This is a genomic window from Collinsella sp. HCP3S3_D1 (assembly GCF_052064015.1).
Lineage (GTDB): Bacteria > Actinomycetota > Coriobacteriia > Coriobacteriales > Coriobacteriaceae > Collinsella.
In genome coordinates this window covers 40671-57069 of record NZ_JBQHWK010000007.1, presented here as the reverse complement: position 1 = coordinate 57069, position 16399 = coordinate 40671, and the positions used below count along the sequence as shown (strand labels likewise).

14 protein-coding genes are annotated in these 16399 nt (G+C 60.8%); 3 read left to right on the top strand and 11 right to left on the bottom strand.

Annotation, left to right across the window (positions count from 1 at the left end):
- Positions 1-87 precede the first annotated feature (87 nt).
- A complete protein-coding gene (locus ACTNDJ_RS03615; RefSeq protein WP_441083344.1) occupies positions 88-1176 on the top strand; it encodes an iron-containing alcohol dehydrogenase family protein in 1089 nt (362 codons plus the stop codon).
- A 130-nt stretch (positions 1177-1306) separates the two neighbouring features.
- Here the strand turns inward: ACTNDJ_RS03615 and ACTNDJ_RS03610 are convergent, their stop codons facing one another.
- Entirely contained in the window at positions 1307-1759 is a 453-nt protein-coding gene (locus ACTNDJ_RS03610) for a DUF523 domain-containing protein (RefSeq protein WP_441083343.1), read from the bottom strand.
- A gap of 75 nt (positions 1760-1834) precedes the next feature.
- Positions 1835-3727: an ATP-dependent zinc metalloprotease FtsH gene (gene ftsH, locus ACTNDJ_RS03605; RefSeq protein WP_195838531.1), complete on the bottom strand. Its 1893-nt coding sequence runs from the start codon at positions 3725-3727 to the stop codon at positions 1835-1837.
- A 92-nt stretch (positions 3728-3819) separates the two neighbouring features.
- Here ftsH and ACTNDJ_RS03600 point away from each other — a divergent pair, with 92 nt between their 5' ends.
- Positions 3820-4305 carry a cob(I)yrinic acid a,c-diamide adenosyltransferase gene (locus tag ACTNDJ_RS03600; RefSeq protein ID WP_441083342.1) on the top strand — a complete coding sequence of 162 codons (486 nt, stop codon included), beginning with the start codon at positions 3820-3822 and terminating at the stop codon, positions 4303-4305.
- Between the two features lie 85 nt (positions 4306-4390).
- Here ACTNDJ_RS03600 and ACTNDJ_RS03595 read toward each other — a convergent pair whose 3' ends face one another.
- The 4 genes from ACTNDJ_RS03595 to thyA all read right to left on the bottom strand — a co-directional run bounded on the left by ACTNDJ_RS03595 (position 4391) and on the right by thyA (position 8266).
- Entirely contained in the window at positions 4391-5740 is a 1350-nt protein-coding gene (locus ACTNDJ_RS03595; protein WP_427794670.1) for an MATE family efflux transporter, read from the bottom strand.
- Between the two features lie 125 nt (positions 5741-5865).
- Positions 5866-6780 carry a TrmH family RNA methyltransferase gene (locus tag ACTNDJ_RS03590; RefSeq protein WP_441083341.1) on the bottom strand — a complete coding sequence of 305 codons (915 nt, stop codon included), beginning with the start codon at positions 6778-6780 and terminating at the stop codon, positions 5866-5868.
- Between the two features lie 109 nt (positions 6781-6889).
- A complete protein-coding gene (locus ACTNDJ_RS03585; protein WP_441083340.1) occupies positions 6890-7408 on the bottom strand; it encodes a dihydrofolate reductase in 519 nt (172 codons plus the stop codon).
- Between the two features lie 9 nt (positions 7409-7417).
- Positions 7418-8266 (bottom strand): thymidylate synthase, encoded by an 849-nt coding sequence (gene thyA, locus ACTNDJ_RS03580; RefSeq protein ID WP_154515464.1) that lies wholly within the window; start codon positions 8264-8266, stop codon positions 7418-7420.
- A gap of 216 nt (positions 8267-8482) precedes the next feature.
- Here thyA and ACTNDJ_RS03575 point away from each other — a divergent pair, with 216 nt between their 5' ends.
- Complete coding sequence (locus tag ACTNDJ_RS03575) at positions 8483-9247, top strand: NifB/NifX family molybdenum-iron cluster-binding protein (protein ID WP_441083339.1); 765 nt, start codon at positions 8483-8485, stop codon at positions 9245-9247.
- Positions 9248-9363: 116 nt separating this feature from the next.
- Here the strand turns inward: ACTNDJ_RS03575 and ffh are convergent, their stop codons facing one another.
- The 5 genes from ffh to ACTNDJ_RS03550 are packed head-to-tail and all read right to left on the bottom strand — an operon-like array spanning position 9364 to position 16303.
- On the bottom strand, positions 9364-10857 hold the full coding sequence (gene ffh, locus ACTNDJ_RS03570) for a signal recognition particle protein (protein WP_441083338.1): 1494 nt from the start codon (positions 10855-10857) through the stop codon (positions 9364-9366).
- Between the two features lie 10 nt (positions 10858-10867).
- Entirely contained in the window at positions 10868-11785 is a 918-nt protein-coding gene (ftsY, locus tag ACTNDJ_RS03565; protein WP_271807278.1) for a signal recognition particle-docking protein FtsY, read from the bottom strand.
- Entirely contained in the window at positions 11785-15321 is a 3537-nt protein-coding gene (smc, locus tag ACTNDJ_RS03560) for a chromosome segregation protein SMC (protein ID WP_441048814.1), read from the bottom strand. Before smc ends, ftsY begins: the two co-directional genes overlap by 1 nt.
- A 10-nt stretch (positions 15322-15331) precedes the next feature.
- Positions 15332-16057, bottom strand: a complete 726-nt coding sequence (gene rnc, locus ACTNDJ_RS03555) for a ribonuclease III (protein ID WP_154515455.1) — start codon at positions 16055-16057, stop codon at positions 15332-15334.
- A 3-nt stretch (positions 16058-16060) separates the two neighbouring features.
- Positions 16061-16303, bottom strand: a complete 243-nt coding sequence (locus ACTNDJ_RS03550; protein WP_154515452.1) for an acyl carrier protein — start codon at positions 16301-16303, stop codon at positions 16061-16063.
- Positions 16304-16399: the final 96 nt, after the last annotated feature.

Here is a 16399-nt window from a genome sequence, read left to right as displayed (position 1 = left end):
TTTATACGTTCGAAATTTCTCACGGATGTGGGCCTTCTCTAGGAGCAAAATACCTGAAAGCACTTTATCGAACGAAAGAAGGTTGCTATGCGCACGATCGGAATGAGCGACTATACCGTCGGCGAGGACTGCTTCGACGAGCTGCCCGGCGCGCTGGCCGAATACGGTGCGACCAAGGTCGCAATCATCGGTGGCAAGCGAGCACTGGCTGCAGCACTTCCCGGTATCGAAGCCGCGCTGGCAGGCACCGGCGTCGAGGTTCTGGAGACGCGCGTCTACGGCACCAACAGCACACGCGCCAATATCGCCAAGGTCGTAAACTCCCCCGCCTGCCAGCAGGCAGACGTGCTCATAGCCTGTGGTGGCGGCAAGGCACTCGACACCGTGAAGACCGCAGCTATCGAGCTCAAGAAGATCGTCTTTACGGTGCCGACGATCTGCTCCAACTGCTCCGCCGCTACCGCCATTGCCGTTGTCTACAACGACGACGGCTCGCTCGAGGGCTATTCGTACCCCAACCGACCGGCGCACATTTTCATCAACCCCAAGATCATCGCCGAGGCGCCAGCAGAGTACTTCTGGGCCGGCGTGGGCGATGCCCTGTCCAAGCAGCCCGAGGTCGAGTACGCCACGAGCGCCGGAAATTTGGAGCACACCGCCGGTCTTGGCCTGGCACTCGCCCACACCTGCTCCGAGCCGCTGTTTACCTATGGCGTCCAGGGTCTTGAGGACGTGCGCCAGGACCTGTCGAGCGAGGCCGTCAAGCAGATCGCGCTCGACATCGTGGTCAACACGGGATATGTCTCGAACCTGACCAACCAAAACGATTACTACTACAACTCGAGCGTGGCACACGCGTTCTACAACGCCACTTGCAGCATTCCGCGTGAGGGCACCTACCTGCACGGCGAGGTCGTAAGCCTGGGCGTGCTCGTGCTGTTCGCCTACACGGGCGACACCGAGAACCTTGAGCGCTATGCCGCCTTTAACAAGCAGATGGGCCTGCCTGTGACACTTGAGCAGGTCGGGCTTTCCGAGGCCGATATCCCTGCCCTGTGCGAGTACGCGCACGCCACCAACGAGTGGAAGCAGGGTAACCCCGAGCCCTTCACCGACGAGAAGTTCGCCGCCGCCATCAAGGCCGCCAACGCCTACGGCTACACGCTCCTCGCCTAACCTACCAAAAAGGGACAGGTTTATTTTGGCAGGTTTTATCTGGGAAAACGCCGTTGAACATCTGTTGAAATTGTTTTGCTTGCCAGTAAAGGGGGCGACCATCTACTCGATGGCCGCCCCCTTTCATTTGCTATTCCAACATGCTCGGGTCAAATTCACTTGCGGGAATCACGCGATACCCGTGGCGCAGGAGCAGGTCGACGAAAACGCCGTTACCCGGTGTGAGCGTACCGCTAAAGGTGCCGTCGTAGACGCGACCTGCACCGCACGAGGGACTACGGTCCTGTAAGATGCACGCGGCGATCTCTTCCGGCCCGCCCGCCTGCTCGCACATGTCGAGTGCGCGCTCGGCACCCAGGCGAAACTCACGATCGACCGAGGCGCCCTCGCAGGTACGGACTTCGCCGTTCACAATTTCGGACGGCTTGCGCGGTGTGGGCAGGCCGCCAAAAACCTCAGGGCACACGAGGAGCACCTCGGTTCCCGTGCGCTCGCAAGCCTCGACCAGCTCGCGATGGTAATTATCGAGCCCGTTATACTTGCAGCTCTCGCCCATCAAGCAGGCACTTACCACGATCTTCATATACAACTCTTCCCAAGCAAAACGCCCCATTTGGGGTGAACACTCAAATGGGGCGAAATCACTGCGCAACTAGTATTACTGCTGCTTTGGCATCAGCGGATTCTCACGCGTGAGGAGATTCATAAACTCCTCGCCCGTGATCGTCTCCTTCTTGTACAGATAACGAGCCAGCTCGTGGAGCTTAAACTTGTTCTCCTTCAGGATTTGCAGGGCGCGGTCGTGCGCATCCTCGATCAGCTTGGCGACAATCGCGTCCACGCGCTCGGCCGTACCGGGGGCGCAGGTGAGCGACGTATCCTGGTTAAGGTACGCGTTCTGCACGGTACCGAGCGCCATCATGCCAAACTCATCGGACATACCAAAGCGCGTCACCATGTTACGGGCGAGCTTGGTGGCCTGCTCGATATCGTTGGCGGCGCCGGTCGTCATCTCGCCAAAGATGAGCTCCTCGGCAGCACGGCCACCGCAATAGACGGCGAGCTTGTCCAGGATCTCCTGGCGCGTGGTCAGGAAGCGCTCATCCTCCTCGACCTGCATGGTGTAGCCCAGAGCACCGCTCGTGCGCGGCACGATGGTGATCTTTGTGACCGGCGCAGAGCCCTTCTGGCGAGCGGCAACGATGGCATGACCGATCTCGTGGTAAGAAACGACCTGCTTCTCGTGGTCGGACAGCACCGTGGACTTGCGCTGCTGACCGGCGATGACGACCTCCACCGACTCCTCAAAATCGTCCTGCGTGGCGCGCTTGCGACCCTCGCGGACGGCACGTAGGGCGCCCTCGTTGATGATGTTGGCCAGGTCGGCGCCCGAGGCACCGGGCGTGGCGCGGGCAATCGCGGTCAGGTCGATCGGCGGCTGCGTCTTCACGCTCTTGGCGTGCAGCTCAAGAATGTTCTTACGACCGGTCAGGTCGGGCAGCTCAACGGGGATGCGGCGATCAAAACGACCGGGGCGCAACAGGGCCGGGTCGAGGCTGTCGGGACGGTTGGTGGCAGCAAGGACGACGATACCCTTGTGGTTATCGAAGCCGTCCATCTCGGTCAGCAGCTGGTTGAGCGTCTGCTCGCGCTCGTCGTTACCACTAAAGCCGCCGCCGTCGCGCTTCTTGCCGATGGTGTCGATCTCATCGATAAAGACGATGCACGGGGCCTTTTCCTTGGCCTGCTTAAACAGATCGCGAACCTTGGCGGCGCCGCGGCCGACGAACATCTCAACAAACTCAGAGCCCGAAATACTAAAGAACGGAACACCCGCCTCGCCGGCCACAGCCTTGGCAAGCAGGGTTTTACCGGTACCCGGAGGGCCGACAAGGAGGGCACCGCGCGGCAGCTTGGCGCCAATCTCCTCGTAGCGCTGCGGCTTCTCCAGAAAGTCGACGACCTCCTTGAGGGACTCCTTGGCCTCTTCCTGGCCAGCAACATCCTTAAAGGTCACGCCCACATCCTTGGAGGCAATCACGCGCGCGCCGGACTTGCCCAGTCCACCGCCGCCAAAACCGCCGCCGCCAAAGTTCATCGACGGGCCGTCATCACCCATGGCCTTCTTCATGCGGCGGTTGAGCCACCAGCCGATCAGGAAGAAAATCGCCATAGGAAGAATGAGGGTGAGCAGGTAGTAAGTCATCAAACCCGAGTTCTTATCGGGAACGACCGACTCAAGCGAGGCGCCAGATTCAAGCACGCGATCGGTAAAGCCCGCATCATTCGGCACACCGGTCGTCTTGTAGGCGATGTTCTCGTCCTCGCCCTTCTTGGTGTAATAAATCGAGTAATCGTCCGTGTTGTACTCGACCTTATCGACGCTCTTCTTGTCGAGCGCTTTGACAAACGTCGAGTAATCGGTCTTCGTAATCTGCTGCGTGTGACCGATGTTGGGGAACAGAACGGTCGAGAGCACGAGGTAGACGACGAAGGCGATGAGCACGTAGAGGATCATATTCCGTCTACGTTTGTTGTCATCCATCTCCATCTGCTTGAACTCCATCTACTGGGGTTGATAATGCTAACTAGAATACCCAACCCGGCCGGCGATAAACCGACACCGGGCACGAAAGGACAGAGATGGCATCACTGGAAGTCGGCAAGGTTCAAATCTATACGGGCGACGGCAAGGGCAAGACGACGGCTGCGCTGGGGCTCGCGCTGCGCGCCACGGGCTATGGACTTAACGTGCTCATGCTTCAGTTTGCCAAGAAGCTGCACTGCGCCGAACATGACGCAGCTCCTCGATTGGGGCTTTGCATCGTACAAGCCGACCGCGAAACGCCCGAAGCCTGTGCCGCACAGATCATGGAGCTGGCGCGCGAGCAGATTAGCCAAGTCGACGTGCTGATCTTGGATGAGCTGGGAGAAGCCATGCGACGGGGCTTTGTGACGCGCGAAGATGTCGAAGCGTTGATCGCGATGAAACCAACCACCACGGAGCTCGTGCTCACTGGCCGCGGCTTGCTGCCCCTCGCCGACCTTGCCGACCTCGTAACCGAAATGCGCCCCGTCAAACACTACTTCGACGAAGGCCTCCTAGCCCGCCAAGGCATCGAATACTAATTGATCCAAAGGGGACGGAGGAAAACGAATCATCGACATCACCACGGAGAGCAATGATCCGTTTTCCTCTGTCTCATACGGATCATTAGGCAGTGGCGCGGCCTAGCCAGTTGCCGCTGTGGTGGTAGATGGTGAACATCGCGGCCGTGATGAGCCAGGTTACGGGGTAAACCAGCAACAGGAGCTCAAGCGACGGATCGAAAGGCATGATCGCAAACACCCAGATCACCCTGAGCACGACGGTGCCGAAAATCGTGAGAATCATGGGCTGCAAGCTCACGCCGGCACCGCGAATGGAGCCCGACGCGTTTTCGATAATCGAGAAAATCGCATAGAACGGCGCAATAAAATGGATGATGGTCGTGGTGTAGGCCGAAATCGAAGCATCGTCGACAAACAGACGCGACAGAGGACCCGAGAACACCAGCAGCACGGCAGACAGGCCACCAATGAGCATAAACGACAGCACGAGCGACGTATGGTAGCCCTTGCGCATGCGCTCGTAGTTGCGCGCGCCAAAGTTCTGTGCCGAGAACGTGGTGATCGACACGCCAAGCGCCTCGGTAACCATCCAGACAATGCCATCTAAGCGGCCCGAAAGACCCCAAGCCGTGGTGACATCGGCACCAAACGAGTTGACCGACACCTGAATCAAGACGTTGGAAATCGAATACGCAGCAGACTGAAAGCCAAGCGGCAGACCACACGAGATCATGCTCTTGCAAATACCAGGATCAATGCCGAGTTTGGACAGTGAAAGCCGCCACGCACCCGGTGCGTGCATCATGCGAATCACGATCATCGTGGCGTTGGAGCAAATGGTCAGCGCCACCGCAATGCCGCAGCCCAGAGCCTCCATATGCAGCACGGCAACAAAAATGATATCCAGCACCACATTAACGAGGCAGCCGGAAGCGATGATCACGGCAGGGCCACGCGTGTCGCCCACGGCACGCAGCAGTGCCGTTCCCATATTGAGCAGCAGCGCCGCAACCATGGCGGCAAAATAGCAACGAGCATAGGCCACACCCTCGGCCAATAGTTCATGCGGCGTATTCATAAGCACCAGCATGGGCTCAACGAACACTATGCCCAGAATCGAGACGACGATACCGCCCACCAGAGCGAGCGTCATGGCCGTATGGACCGAACGACTCAGTCGCTCATCATCGTGCTGGCCAAAATACTGACCCGTAATAACAGCACAGCCGGCGCCAACACCGACGCAAAAACCGATGCAGAGCTCCGTGAGCACCATCGTGGCCTGGATGCCGCCCAACGCGAGCTTTCCGCCAAACTGACCGACGATATAGGTACCGATAAGTGTGTAGGCCTGCTGAAAGAACGAACTAAAAAAGATGGGAACGCACAGCGAAAGCAACTGCTGCCAAATAACACCCTGTGTTACATCGATAGCCGTAGATTTCTTAGCCACACGCCCTCCCCACCAGCGCACGTCAAACAACAAAACGTCAATTTAAGACCAAGGCCAGCACCAGCTTAGCACCGACCGGCGTCAACCGAAACACCCGGACTCAGAGCCCGGTGCAAAATATCTGACTAGTGATACAGTCCCGGCTGGTAGTGGTACTCGTTGCTCACGTGCGGACACAACTGCCAAAAAGCGACAGCACTCGCCGCGGCCACGTTGAGCGAATCGACCCCATGCGCCATCGGAATACGCACAGCCCGGTCACAGCCCGCGATGGTCTTGGCGCCCAGGCCGGCGCCCTCGGTGCCCATAAAGATCGCCAACCGGTCAATCTCTTGCAACGCGGGATCGTCCAACGACACCGAATCATCCGTCAATGCCATGGCGGCACACGAAAAGCCGGCATCGTGCAGCGCCGCCAGCCCATCATGCGGCCATACGCGCGCCTCGCTGCCAATGCGCGTCCAGGGCACCTGGAACACCGTGCCCATGCTCACGCGGGCCGAGCGGCGGTACAGCGGGTCACAGCAAGTGGGGCTCACCAAAATGCCATCGACATTCAACGCTGCCGCCGAGCGGAAAATCGCACCCACATTAGTATGGTCGACAATACCCTCGAGCACGCACACGCGCACCGGGCGCTCACCCGCCACCTCGACGACGCCGCCCAAGAACTCATCAACCGGAATCTGACGCGGGCGACGGAACGCCGCGAGCGCACCGCGCGTCACGTTAAAGCCCGTCAACTGCTCCATGAGCTCCATGGAGGCCACGAACACAGGAACCGGACCTGCGCCCTCGCGTACAACCAGACGCTCGAACAGCGGCATCATCTGATCGAGCCAGCGCTCACCCAAAAGAAAGCTCACCGGCTCGTATCCGGCACACACCGCGCGCTCGATGACCTTGGCGCTCTCGGCGATAAAGATGCCCTTTTGCGGCTCCAGCACGCAGCGCAGCTCGCGCTCCGTCAGTCGCACGTAGGCGTCGAGCCGCTCATCATTAAGGGAATCGATTCGCAGCACCTCAACGGCATCAGTCATAGCAGCCAGCCCGTACCCTTCTTTACAGCACATCTATACCAAACGAGGCGACGCTAAGCGCCGCCCCATGCATTCAATCAACCCGGTAATACCGTTCACGCCAGACGATTTAAGCATCAACACGACGATATGTCACAAACTCATAATCGAGGCCTTCGTCACCCTCGCCCGCGGCAATCGTGGCAACCCCGTCGCGCCGCGCAACTTCCCACGCAGGATCGACATCCAAATTGGGAAAGTACGTGTCCACGGCATGGGTGCAATGGTTGTGCGTGACCTCGGCCTCCACGCAGTACGGCAAAAACTGCCGATACACCTCGCCGCCACCGATCACCCACGCAACAGGTTCATCGACCACGGCGGCCAAGGCCTCGTCGATACTATGCACCACGTCGACGCCCTCGGGAGCAAAGCCCTCGTCGCGGGTGAGCACAATGTTGCGACGGTTCTTAAGCGGACGCCCGCCGGGAAAACTCAGCAGGGTCTTGCGTCCCATAATGACCGGGCAACCTTTGGTGCACGCCACAAAATGGCGCATGTCGGCACGGTTGAACACGACCATGTCGCCCTCGCACCCAATGCCCCAGTCATCGCACACGGCGACAATGGCAGAAAGCTTACACGTCATGCGCGTCACCTACACCGCAATGGGGATGTTCTTGACCTGCGGGCCGTGCTCATAGCCCTCAACGATCAAGTCGTCGGTCGTAAACGCGTAGAAATCATGCACATCGGGGTTGAGCGTTACCTTGGGCGCGGCAAACTGCGGACGCTCGATAAGCTCGCGGACGATATCGACATGACGGTCGTAAATATGGGCATCGGCGATCACATGCAGCAACTCGCCCGCGATCATATCGACCGACTGCGCGACCATCATCAGCAAAATGGCGTACTGGCACACATTCCAGTTGTTCGCGGCCAAAATGTCCTGGCTGCGCTGGTTGAGAATCATGTTGAGTGTTGGCTTGTCATCCTGCGGGCGCTGCGTGACGTTATAGGTCACGCTGTAGGCGCACGGATACAGGTGCATCTCGGACAGGTCGCTAAACACGTACGTATTGGTCATGATGCGGCGGCTGTACGGCGTGTGCTTAAGGTCGTACAGCACACGGTCCATCTGGTCAAAGTCACCCTCGGCATAATGGCTCTTCTGCCCAATCTGATACCCATAGGCCTTTCCGATGGAACCGGTCTCGTCGGCCCACTCATCCCAAATATGGCTGTTGAGGTCATGCACGTTATTGGACTTCTTTTGATAGATCCATAGAATCTCGTCCATGGCAGATTTGAGGGCCGTACGACGCAGGGTAAGCGCCGGAAACTCCTCACGCAGGTCGTAGCGTGCCGTAACGCCAAAGTTTTTAATGGTATAGGCAGGGGTGCCGTCCTCCCACACCGGACGAACCTTTTGGCCCTCGGTAGTGGTGCCATGGTCCAGAATATCGCGGCACATGGCTACAAACTGTTGATCAGCTTTGCTCATTGACCCTCCTGTCAGTCGCCTATAAGCGATTTTTATTGTAGCCCAGGCGCGCAGCATCGAATTGCACACTTGGGGCGGCACACGCAATGCACGGCAGTACGGCACCGCATTCGCAAATGCTGCACCTTTAGCTTTTTTGACATATGCCAAAAATAGCTTGAGTGGCTCCGCATACGCGCTATCCTATTGTTGACATATGTCAGATTTGGAGAGTGTATGGCAGGAAGACGCGAAAAATTGCGCCGCGTTGGGATCATTCCCGAATATCGCGGCTTTACCCCTGACGGCCTTGCCAGCGGAGACGCCATCGACATGACGGTCGATGAGCTCGAAGTCCTACGGCTTTGCGACCTGGAAGGCCTCAATCAGGAGGCCGTCGCCCAGCAAATGGGCATCGCCCGTGCCACCGTGGCGGCCATCTGCAGCCGCGCGCATCGGAAGGTGGCAAACGCGCTGGTCAACGGGCGAGCACTTAGTATCGAGGGCGGCAATATCGCATACTCCCCCACACCTACGACGACGGCCATATGGCCAGCAAAGGAGGTCGGCACCATGAGGGTGGCAACGACGTACGACAACGGCAACATCTTTATGCACTTTGGCCGCAGCGAGCAGTTCAAAATCTATGACATCCAGGATGGCAAGGTACTCGACGAGCAGGTCGTAGGCACCGGCGGCACTGGTCACGGCGCCCTAGCGGGTCTGCTCGCCAACGGTGGCGTCGATACGCTCATCTGCGGCGGTATCGGCGGCGGCGCCATCAACGCGCTCACCCAGGCAGGCATCACGGTCTATGCGGGCGCCCAGGGCAGCTGCGACGCCTGCGTCGAGGCCCTCATTGACGGCACGCTCGCGCAGACCGGCGAGGCCACCTGCGACTGCCATGGCCACGACCACGAGCACGCCCACGAGCATGGCGAGGCCTGCGGCTGCCACGGCCACCACGACCATGATGGGCACGAGGGCTGTGGCTGCCACTAGTGGCAAGCACCTCAACGCCAACACGCTTCCGCGCGTGAGAAAACCTGTGAACGAACGGCGAAGGCCGCCTGGAGTACCATCCAGGCGGCCTTCGCCATACTCGACTCAACCAGTCGTTACTTTTTATTACGCATCTGCGCTTCCATCTGGCGCAGCAGGTCCATATCGGACTTGGGACCACCTGTTCCCATGCCACCCAGGCCACCCAGGCCGCCCATGCCGCCCAGGCCCATGGCATCCAGACCGGGAATATTGGACATGCGCATCTTTTTGCCTTTTTTACCCTTCTTGCCCTTCTTGCCGCCGGCTTGCGCCTGGTTGGCCATCGAGCGCATGCGGCCCATCATCTTGTTCATCTCGCCCCACTGCTTCATAAGGCTATTGACCTCGGTGGGGGTCACGCCGGCACCCTTGGCGATGCGGGCGCGACGCTGGCCGTTGATGATGGAAGGACGCAGGCGCTCCTCCTTGGTCATCGACATTATGATGGCCTCGTTCTTATCGAAGATGCCCTCATCCAGGTTGCCGCCCATCTGGTTGAGCGCGCGCTGGCCGCCGGGAAGCATGCCCAGAATGCCCTTCATACCGCCCATCTTCTTGACGGCCTTCATCTGGTCGAGCATGTCGTTCATGGTAAAGCCCTCGCGCAGCATGCGCTCGGCAGCCTCGAGCTGCTCGGCATCGGCTGCCTCCTGGGCTTTCTCGATAATGCCGACGACGTCGCCCATGCCCAAGATGCGCTTGGCCATGCGATCGGGATAGAACGGCTCCAGCGAATCGGGCTTCTCGCCCATGCTCACGAACTTGATGGGCTTGCCGGTCACCTGGCGCACCGAAAGCGCGCCGCCGCCACGGGCATCGCCGTCGAGCTTGGAGATGATCACGCCGTCAAAGTCGGTGCGCTCGGCGAAGGTCGAGACAACGTTGACGATATCCTGGCCGGTCATGGCATCGACGACCATCAGCACCTGATCGGGCTTGACGGCCTTCTTGATGTCCACGGCCTCCTGCATCATCTGCTCGTCGATCTGCAGACGACCGGCGGTATCGACGATGACCACATCGCGCAGGTGGTCGACGGCCTCCTGGATGGCGCCCTTGGCAATATCGACCGGGTGCTCGCCGTCACCGCGAAAGACCGGCACGCCGATCTCTCCACCAAGCGTGGCCAGCTGGTCGGCAGCGGCGGGACGGTAGACGTCGCACGCGGCGAGCAGCGGCGAGCGGCCCTGCTTCTTGAGCAGGTATGCCAGCTTTACAGCCGCCGTGGTCTTACCGGAGCCCTGCAGGCCCACGAGCATAATGACGTTGGGAATGCGGTTGCTAAAGACGAGCTTGCTCTCGGTGGAGCCGAGCATCTCGGTGAGCTCGTCGAGCACGATCTTGACGACGTTTTGCGCCGGCGTCAGCGATTCCATGACCTCGGCGGTCATGCAGCGCTCCTTGGTCTTGGCGACAAACTCCTTGACGACCTTAAAGTTGACGTCGGCCTCGAGCAGCGCCATGCGAATGTCGCGCATGGCCGAGGTGATATCGGCCTCGGTCAGCTTGCCCTTGCCGCGCAGGCGGTCAAATGTGTCGTTGAGGCGATCGCTCAGAGAATCAAACACTGGTCACTCCTTAGTTGGACTCGCCCACCAGGGCGCGGCAGAAATCTTTGGCATTAAACTCCTGCAGGTCATCGACCTGCTCGCCCACGCCCACGCGCAGAATCGGGAGCTTGAGCTTCTCGGCCACGGCCATGGCGATACCGCCCTTTGCCGTGCCGTCGAGCTTAGTCATGATGATACCGTCCAGACCCAGCGCCTCATTAAACTCGAGTGCCTGGTTCAGGCCGTTTTGGCCCGTCGCGGCATCGATCACGAGGACGACCGAGACGGGCATGGGGCCGGCAGCCATATTGGCGGCGCGCTTACGCGTCACGTTGACCACCTTGGCAAGCTCGCGCATGAGCTCGGGGCTCGTGTGCAGACGACCGGCGGTGTCGATGAGCACCAGGTCGCTGCCGCGCTTATCGGCCTCGTCGAGCACGTCGTAGCAAACGCTTGCCGGGTCTGAGCCGCGGTCGCGCTTTATGACGGGGACGCCGGCGCGCTGGCCCCACACATCGAGCTGTTCGATGGCGGCAGCGCGGAAGGTATCGGCCGAGCCGATCACGACGTTCTTGCCACGGGCGGCCATGGCGCTCGCGATCTTGCCGACCGTAGTGGTCTTGCCGGCACCGTTGATGCCCACAAACAGCACGCAGCTCGGCGTGTCGGCGAACGGATCGCGCTCGACGGGTACAAAATGCTGCTCGAGCTGCTCGGCCAGGGCCCGACGTAGTTGCGGGGCGGTCTTGAGGTTCTTCTTGGCCGCGGCATCGCGCAGGTCGTCGGAGACCTGGATGGCGACCTCGGCACCCATGTCACCCATGACGAGGGTGTCCTCTAGGTCCTCCCAAAAATCCTCGTCGACCTCGCCGCCAAAGTAAAAGACCTCGTTGAGGGCCTCGCGGCTGCGCTCAAGTCCGCGCGAGAGAGCATCGAAGAATCCCATTATGCATTCACGACCTTTCCGGTTTCGCGATCGAGTTTTTGCGAGACGACGCGACTGACGCCGTCAGCTTGCATCGAGACGCCGTAGAGGACGTCAGCGTCCTCCATAGTACGGCGCTGATGCGAGATAACCAAGAGCTGCGTATCGGAACGCAGCACGTCAAGCGCGCCGATGAGCTTGGACAGGTTGGCGTCATCGAGCGCCGCCTCGACCTCGTCCAGCACATAGAACGGCACCGTACGCGTGCGATACACGGCAAAGAGCAGGGCGAGCGCCGTCAGGCTCTTCTCGCCGCCCGACATGAGCATCATCTTGGTGATGCGCTTGCCGCGCGGCTGCGCCACGACCTCGATGCCCGTCTCGGCCGGATGCTCAGGGTCGGTCATCTCCAGATGCGCCTGGCCACCCGGGAACAGCATGGCGAAGATCTCGCGGAAGTTCGCATCGACCTTTTCGAAGGTCACCAGGAAGGCTTTACGCATCTTGCGGTCGATGGCCACGGTAATCTTGGTGAGCGCCTTGCGCGCGCTCTCCAGATCGGCCAGCTGCTCCTCGATGTAATCGGCGCGGCGCTTGAGCTGCTCGTACTCCTCCATGGCAACCTGGTTCACAGGGCCCAGGTTGTTGATCTGGCGCACGAGCTGGTTGAGCTCGCGCTCGGCGGCGTCGCGGTCGGTGGGAGCAGGAAGCATGAGCGCTTCCTCAAGCACCGTGGTGCCATCGGCAGTAATGGCCTTGATGGCCGCCTCTACCTGCACCTCGAGCTTGCCGCGCGCGACCTTGAACTCGTTTTGTGTCGCCGTGGCGGCATCGACCCGCTCCTTGGCGCGGGAGACCTCGGCCTTGGCATCCTCGATGGTTTTCTTGAGCGAAGCCGAGTCTGCCTCCTCGAGTGAGGCCTGGTCACGCAGGCGCGCGGCCCAATCAGATGCACGCTCCAGCAGGGCCGAATAGCGCTCGTGCATGGGATCGACACGCAGGCGCAGCAGCTCGAGCGAGCGCGAAGCCTGACGTGTTCCGCGGATACGGCGGTCAATGCCCTCCAGGCGATGCTCCAGATCGGGCACGCGGCCCTTCAGAGAACGCAGGCGCTCGCTCGTCTGGGCCAGGCGCACCTTGGCATCGGCAAGCTTACCGGCTGCCTCGGAATCGTCACGGCGCACGCGATCGAGCTCGTCGTTGGCTTCGGCAATCTGGAGACCCAGGTCGCTTGCCTGCGCACGGGCCTCGTCGCGCGAACGGGTGAGCTCGTCAACGCGCGGGCGCGCGGCGCGAACGGCCTCGGCCGCCTGCTCGCGGCGCCTGGAGATGCGCGCACGCTCGACCTCGGCGTTGTTGGCGCTTTGCTCCAGGCGGCCAATCTCGGAGAGCAGCGAGCGGCGCTCGCCCTCAAGACGGGCGATCTCGCCGGCGGCATCACCCTCGGCGACACGCGCCTCCTCGACGGCCGCATTGGCCTCGATAACCTGGTTCGACACATGCTCAAAAACGGCAGCCAAATCGGGCTCCAGGCCTTCGAGCTCGCGAATGCGGCGCTTCCGCTCCAGGGCACCCGAGGCCTCGCCGGCATCGAGCCCCACGCGCACCAGGCCACCAAAGCTCACGCGAGCGCCATCGGGCGTCACATAAGTCACACCGTCAACGACTGGTGCCGCCAGCGCACAAGGCAAGTCATCGACCACGTAATAGCCGCCGAGCAGCGCCTCGACAATCGGGCCATAACCGGCACGCACGGACAGGCGATCAACCAGACGCGAACCGGCAGCACCCTCGGCAGCAGCAGAGCCGCTCACACCACGCGCCACCAGCAGTGCCTCGCCCGAGGCCTTCTTTTGGTCCAAAGCCGCACGACCGGCACGCTCAAGCGTGGCGGCGTCATCAAACAACAGGGCATCGATATCGCCGGCAAGCAGCTGCTCGACCAGGCCCTCAAGCTCACGCGGCGCCTCGAGCACGTCGCCCAGACGGCCCGTTACGTCATCGCCCAATGCCCCTACCAGACGGCTCACCAACGGCGAGCTATCGGCCATACGGGCATCGAGCTTCTTTTGGCTCGCAAGCTCAGAGCGCACCTCGGACAGCTTGTTGCGCGACTCGCTCTCACGGGCGCGCAAGTCCTTCAACGCCGCACGGGCGACCTCGGTGGCCTGGCGCGCATCGGCCTGGGCTTGGCGAGCCTGATCGAGCGCGCCGTCGAGCTCCTCGGCGCGGTCGCGACGACTCTCGAGCGAGGCCGTGACCTCCTCGAGCTGCTCGTCAATCTGCTCCAGGCGCGAGGCATACATGTTGTCCTCGACCTCGGCATTGCTCAGCGAGTCTTTCACCTTGGCAAGCTCGAGCGCAGCCTTGTCGGCCACGCGCTGCACATCGCGTTGCTCGCGCGTAAGCTGCGAAATCTGATTGTCGAGCGCAACACGGCGCTCGTGGAGCTCGGCGGCGGCAGGGCCGGCGGCGTCAACGTCGTCCTGGGCCTGCATGTGCGCACCGGTCACTTCCTCAAGCTGGGCACGTGCATCCTCGAGCTCCTCGACCACGCGACGACGCTGATGCTCGGAGCTCGAAATCTGGCCGCGCATATCGGACAGGCGCGACACCATATTGTGGCCCTTTTCCTCGAGCAGGCGCATATCGGAGTTAATACGGCCGACCACATCTTGCATATGACGGCGCTGCTCACCCAAGTCGCCCACAAACAGGCCCTTTTCCTCGAGCATCACCTGGAGCTTCTCGAGCTCGCGCTCCTTTTCGCCCAAGCGGTACTGCGCAAGCTCCAGCTCGGCGGCACCCTCTTTGGAACGGCTCTCCAGATCGTTCCACTGCGACTGCAGCGAACGAAGCTCGTCAACGGCCAGCATCTGCGTAAGCTCGTTCGCGCGCGAGGACAGCTCTTTGTACTTGCGCGCGCGATCGACCTGACGCTCCAACGGTCGCAGCTGACGGGCAATCTCCTTATTGATGTCGCGGGCACGAGTAAGGTGCTCGTCCATCGACTTAATCTTTTTGAGCGCACGCTCCTTGCGGCGCTTGTGCTTGGAAATGCCGGCAGCCTCCTCGATAAGGGCGCGGCGCTCCTCGGGACGGCTCTGCAAAATGGCATCGAGCTTGCCCTGGCTGATAATGGAATGCGTATCCTTACCCAAGCCCGAATCGTGCAAAATGTCCTGGATATCCATCAGGCGGCACGGACTCGAATTGATGAGGTATTCGCTCTCGCCCGAACGATACATGCGGCGGGTGATGGCAACCTCATCAAAGTCGACAGGCAGCACATGGTCCGAGTTATCGAGCACCAGCGTGACCTCGGCGACGCCCACCGGCTTGCGCGCCGACGAGCCCGAAAAGATGACGTCCTCCATGGCCTGGCCGCGCAGCTGCTTGGCGCTCTGCTCACCCAGTACCCACAGAATCGAATCGGAGATATTCGATTTTCCCGAGCCGTTAGGACCGACGATGACGGTCAGGCCCGGCTCAAACGTCATATGGGCGCGGTCGGCAAACGACTTGAACCCTTTGAGCGTAAGGGACTTGAGATACACGGTTCCTCGCTTAAACGGGCTTCTTGTTGAGAATCACACCGTTGGTGGTGTAACCCATGCGGTCGAGCGCCTCGAGTGCAGCGGCTCCCTCGGCCTCTTTCTTAGAGGCGCCGGTGCCGCGGCCCTGACGGATACCGTCGACAAGCACCACGGCGGTAAAGGTGGGCGCATGTGCCGGGCCCTCGGAGCCTACCAGCTTGTATGCCGGGGGCTCGTGACCGTCTGCCTGCACGCACTCCTGCAAGAACGACTTGGGGTTCGCGGGGTGCTCGGCACGCTCGGAGGCCAAATGGGGCTTAAGCGTGCGGTGGATGAACTCCGCCGCCGCATCCCAGCCGGCATCGAGGTACAACGCACCCACGAGCGACTCATAGACGTTCTCGAGCGCCGAGTTAAGGCCACGCGCGCCGGTACCGGTCTCGGAGGCGCCAAAGATGATGATGTCGTCGATGCCCAGCTCGTGCGAAACCTCGGACAGCGTGGCACCCGAAACAAGCGATACCTTCAGACGCGTGAGCTTGCCTTCATCGAACTCGGGATAAGACTCAAAGAGCGAACGGGCAACCACGGCGCCCAGAATGGAGTCACCCAAAAACTCAAGCCGCTCATAGCTGGCAGAGACCGGCTGCCCCTCTACTGCCGAGGGGTGGGTGAGCGCCGCGCGTAGCAGCACCTTGTTATTAAACTCATGGCCCAGGATTTCCTGAGCGCGCGTGAGTCGTTGAGATAAAGCCAAGACCTAGGCCTCCCTGGCGTTTTCGATAGCGTCGACGGCGTCGGCAACGGAGGTGAGCGACAACAGGGTCTCGTCATCGATCTCGAGGTCAAACTCGTCCTCGATGGCCGTCACCAGCTGCAGGCGCTCGAGCGAATTGGCATCGAGGTCATCAAAAGTCGTCTCATCACTGATCTCGGCAACGTCGACGCCCAGCACGTCGGCAGCGACCTCGGCGATCTTGTCAAAGATTTCGGAGCGATCCATAGCGCATCCTCTCATAAGTCGTGGAATACAATGTGTCGCGCGGGCGGAAGCCGCATTGCAGCACGGCTCCGATTCTACCCCACGATGCATAGCTTG

Excerpts from the sequence above, each read along its gene's own strand:
- ACTNDJ_RS03615 (WP_441083344.1), top strand. The coding sequence starts at position 88 with ATGCGCACGATCGGAATGAGCGACTATACCGTCGGCGAGGACTGCTTC.
- ACTNDJ_RS03610 (WP_441083343.1), bottom strand. The coding sequence starts at position 1,759 with ATGAAGATCGTGGTAAGTGCCTGCTTGATGGGCGAGAGCTGCAAGTAT.
- ftsH (WP_195838531.1), bottom strand. The coding sequence starts at position 3,727 with ATGGAGATGGATGACAACAAACGTAGACGGAATATGATCCTCTACGTG.
- ACTNDJ_RS03600 (WP_441083342.1), top strand. The coding sequence starts at position 3,820 with ATGGCATCACTGGAAGTCGGCAAGGTTCAAATCTATACGGGCGACGGC.
- ACTNDJ_RS03590 (WP_441083341.1), bottom strand. The coding sequence starts at position 6,780 with ATGACTGATGCCGTTGAGGTGCTGCGAATCGATTCCCTTAATGATGAG.
- ACTNDJ_RS03585 (WP_441083340.1), bottom strand. The coding sequence starts at position 7,408 with ATGACGTGTAAGCTTTCTGCCATTGTCGCCGTGTGCGATGACTGGGGC.
- thyA (WP_154515464.1), bottom strand. The coding sequence starts at position 8,266 with ATGAGCAAAGCTGATCAACAGTTTGTAGCCATGTGCCGCGATATTCTG.
- ACTNDJ_RS03575 (WP_441083339.1), top strand. The coding sequence starts at position 8,483 with ATGGCAGGAAGACGCGAAAAATTGCGCCGCGTTGGGATCATTCCCGAA.
- ftsY (WP_271807278.1), bottom strand. The coding sequence starts at position 11,785 with ATGGGATTCTTCGATGCTCTCTCGCGCGGACTTGAGCGCAGCCGCGAG.
- ACTNDJ_RS03550 (WP_154515452.1), bottom strand. The coding sequence starts at position 16,303 with ATGGATCGCTCCGAAATCTTTGACAAGATCGCCGAGGTCGCTGCCGAC.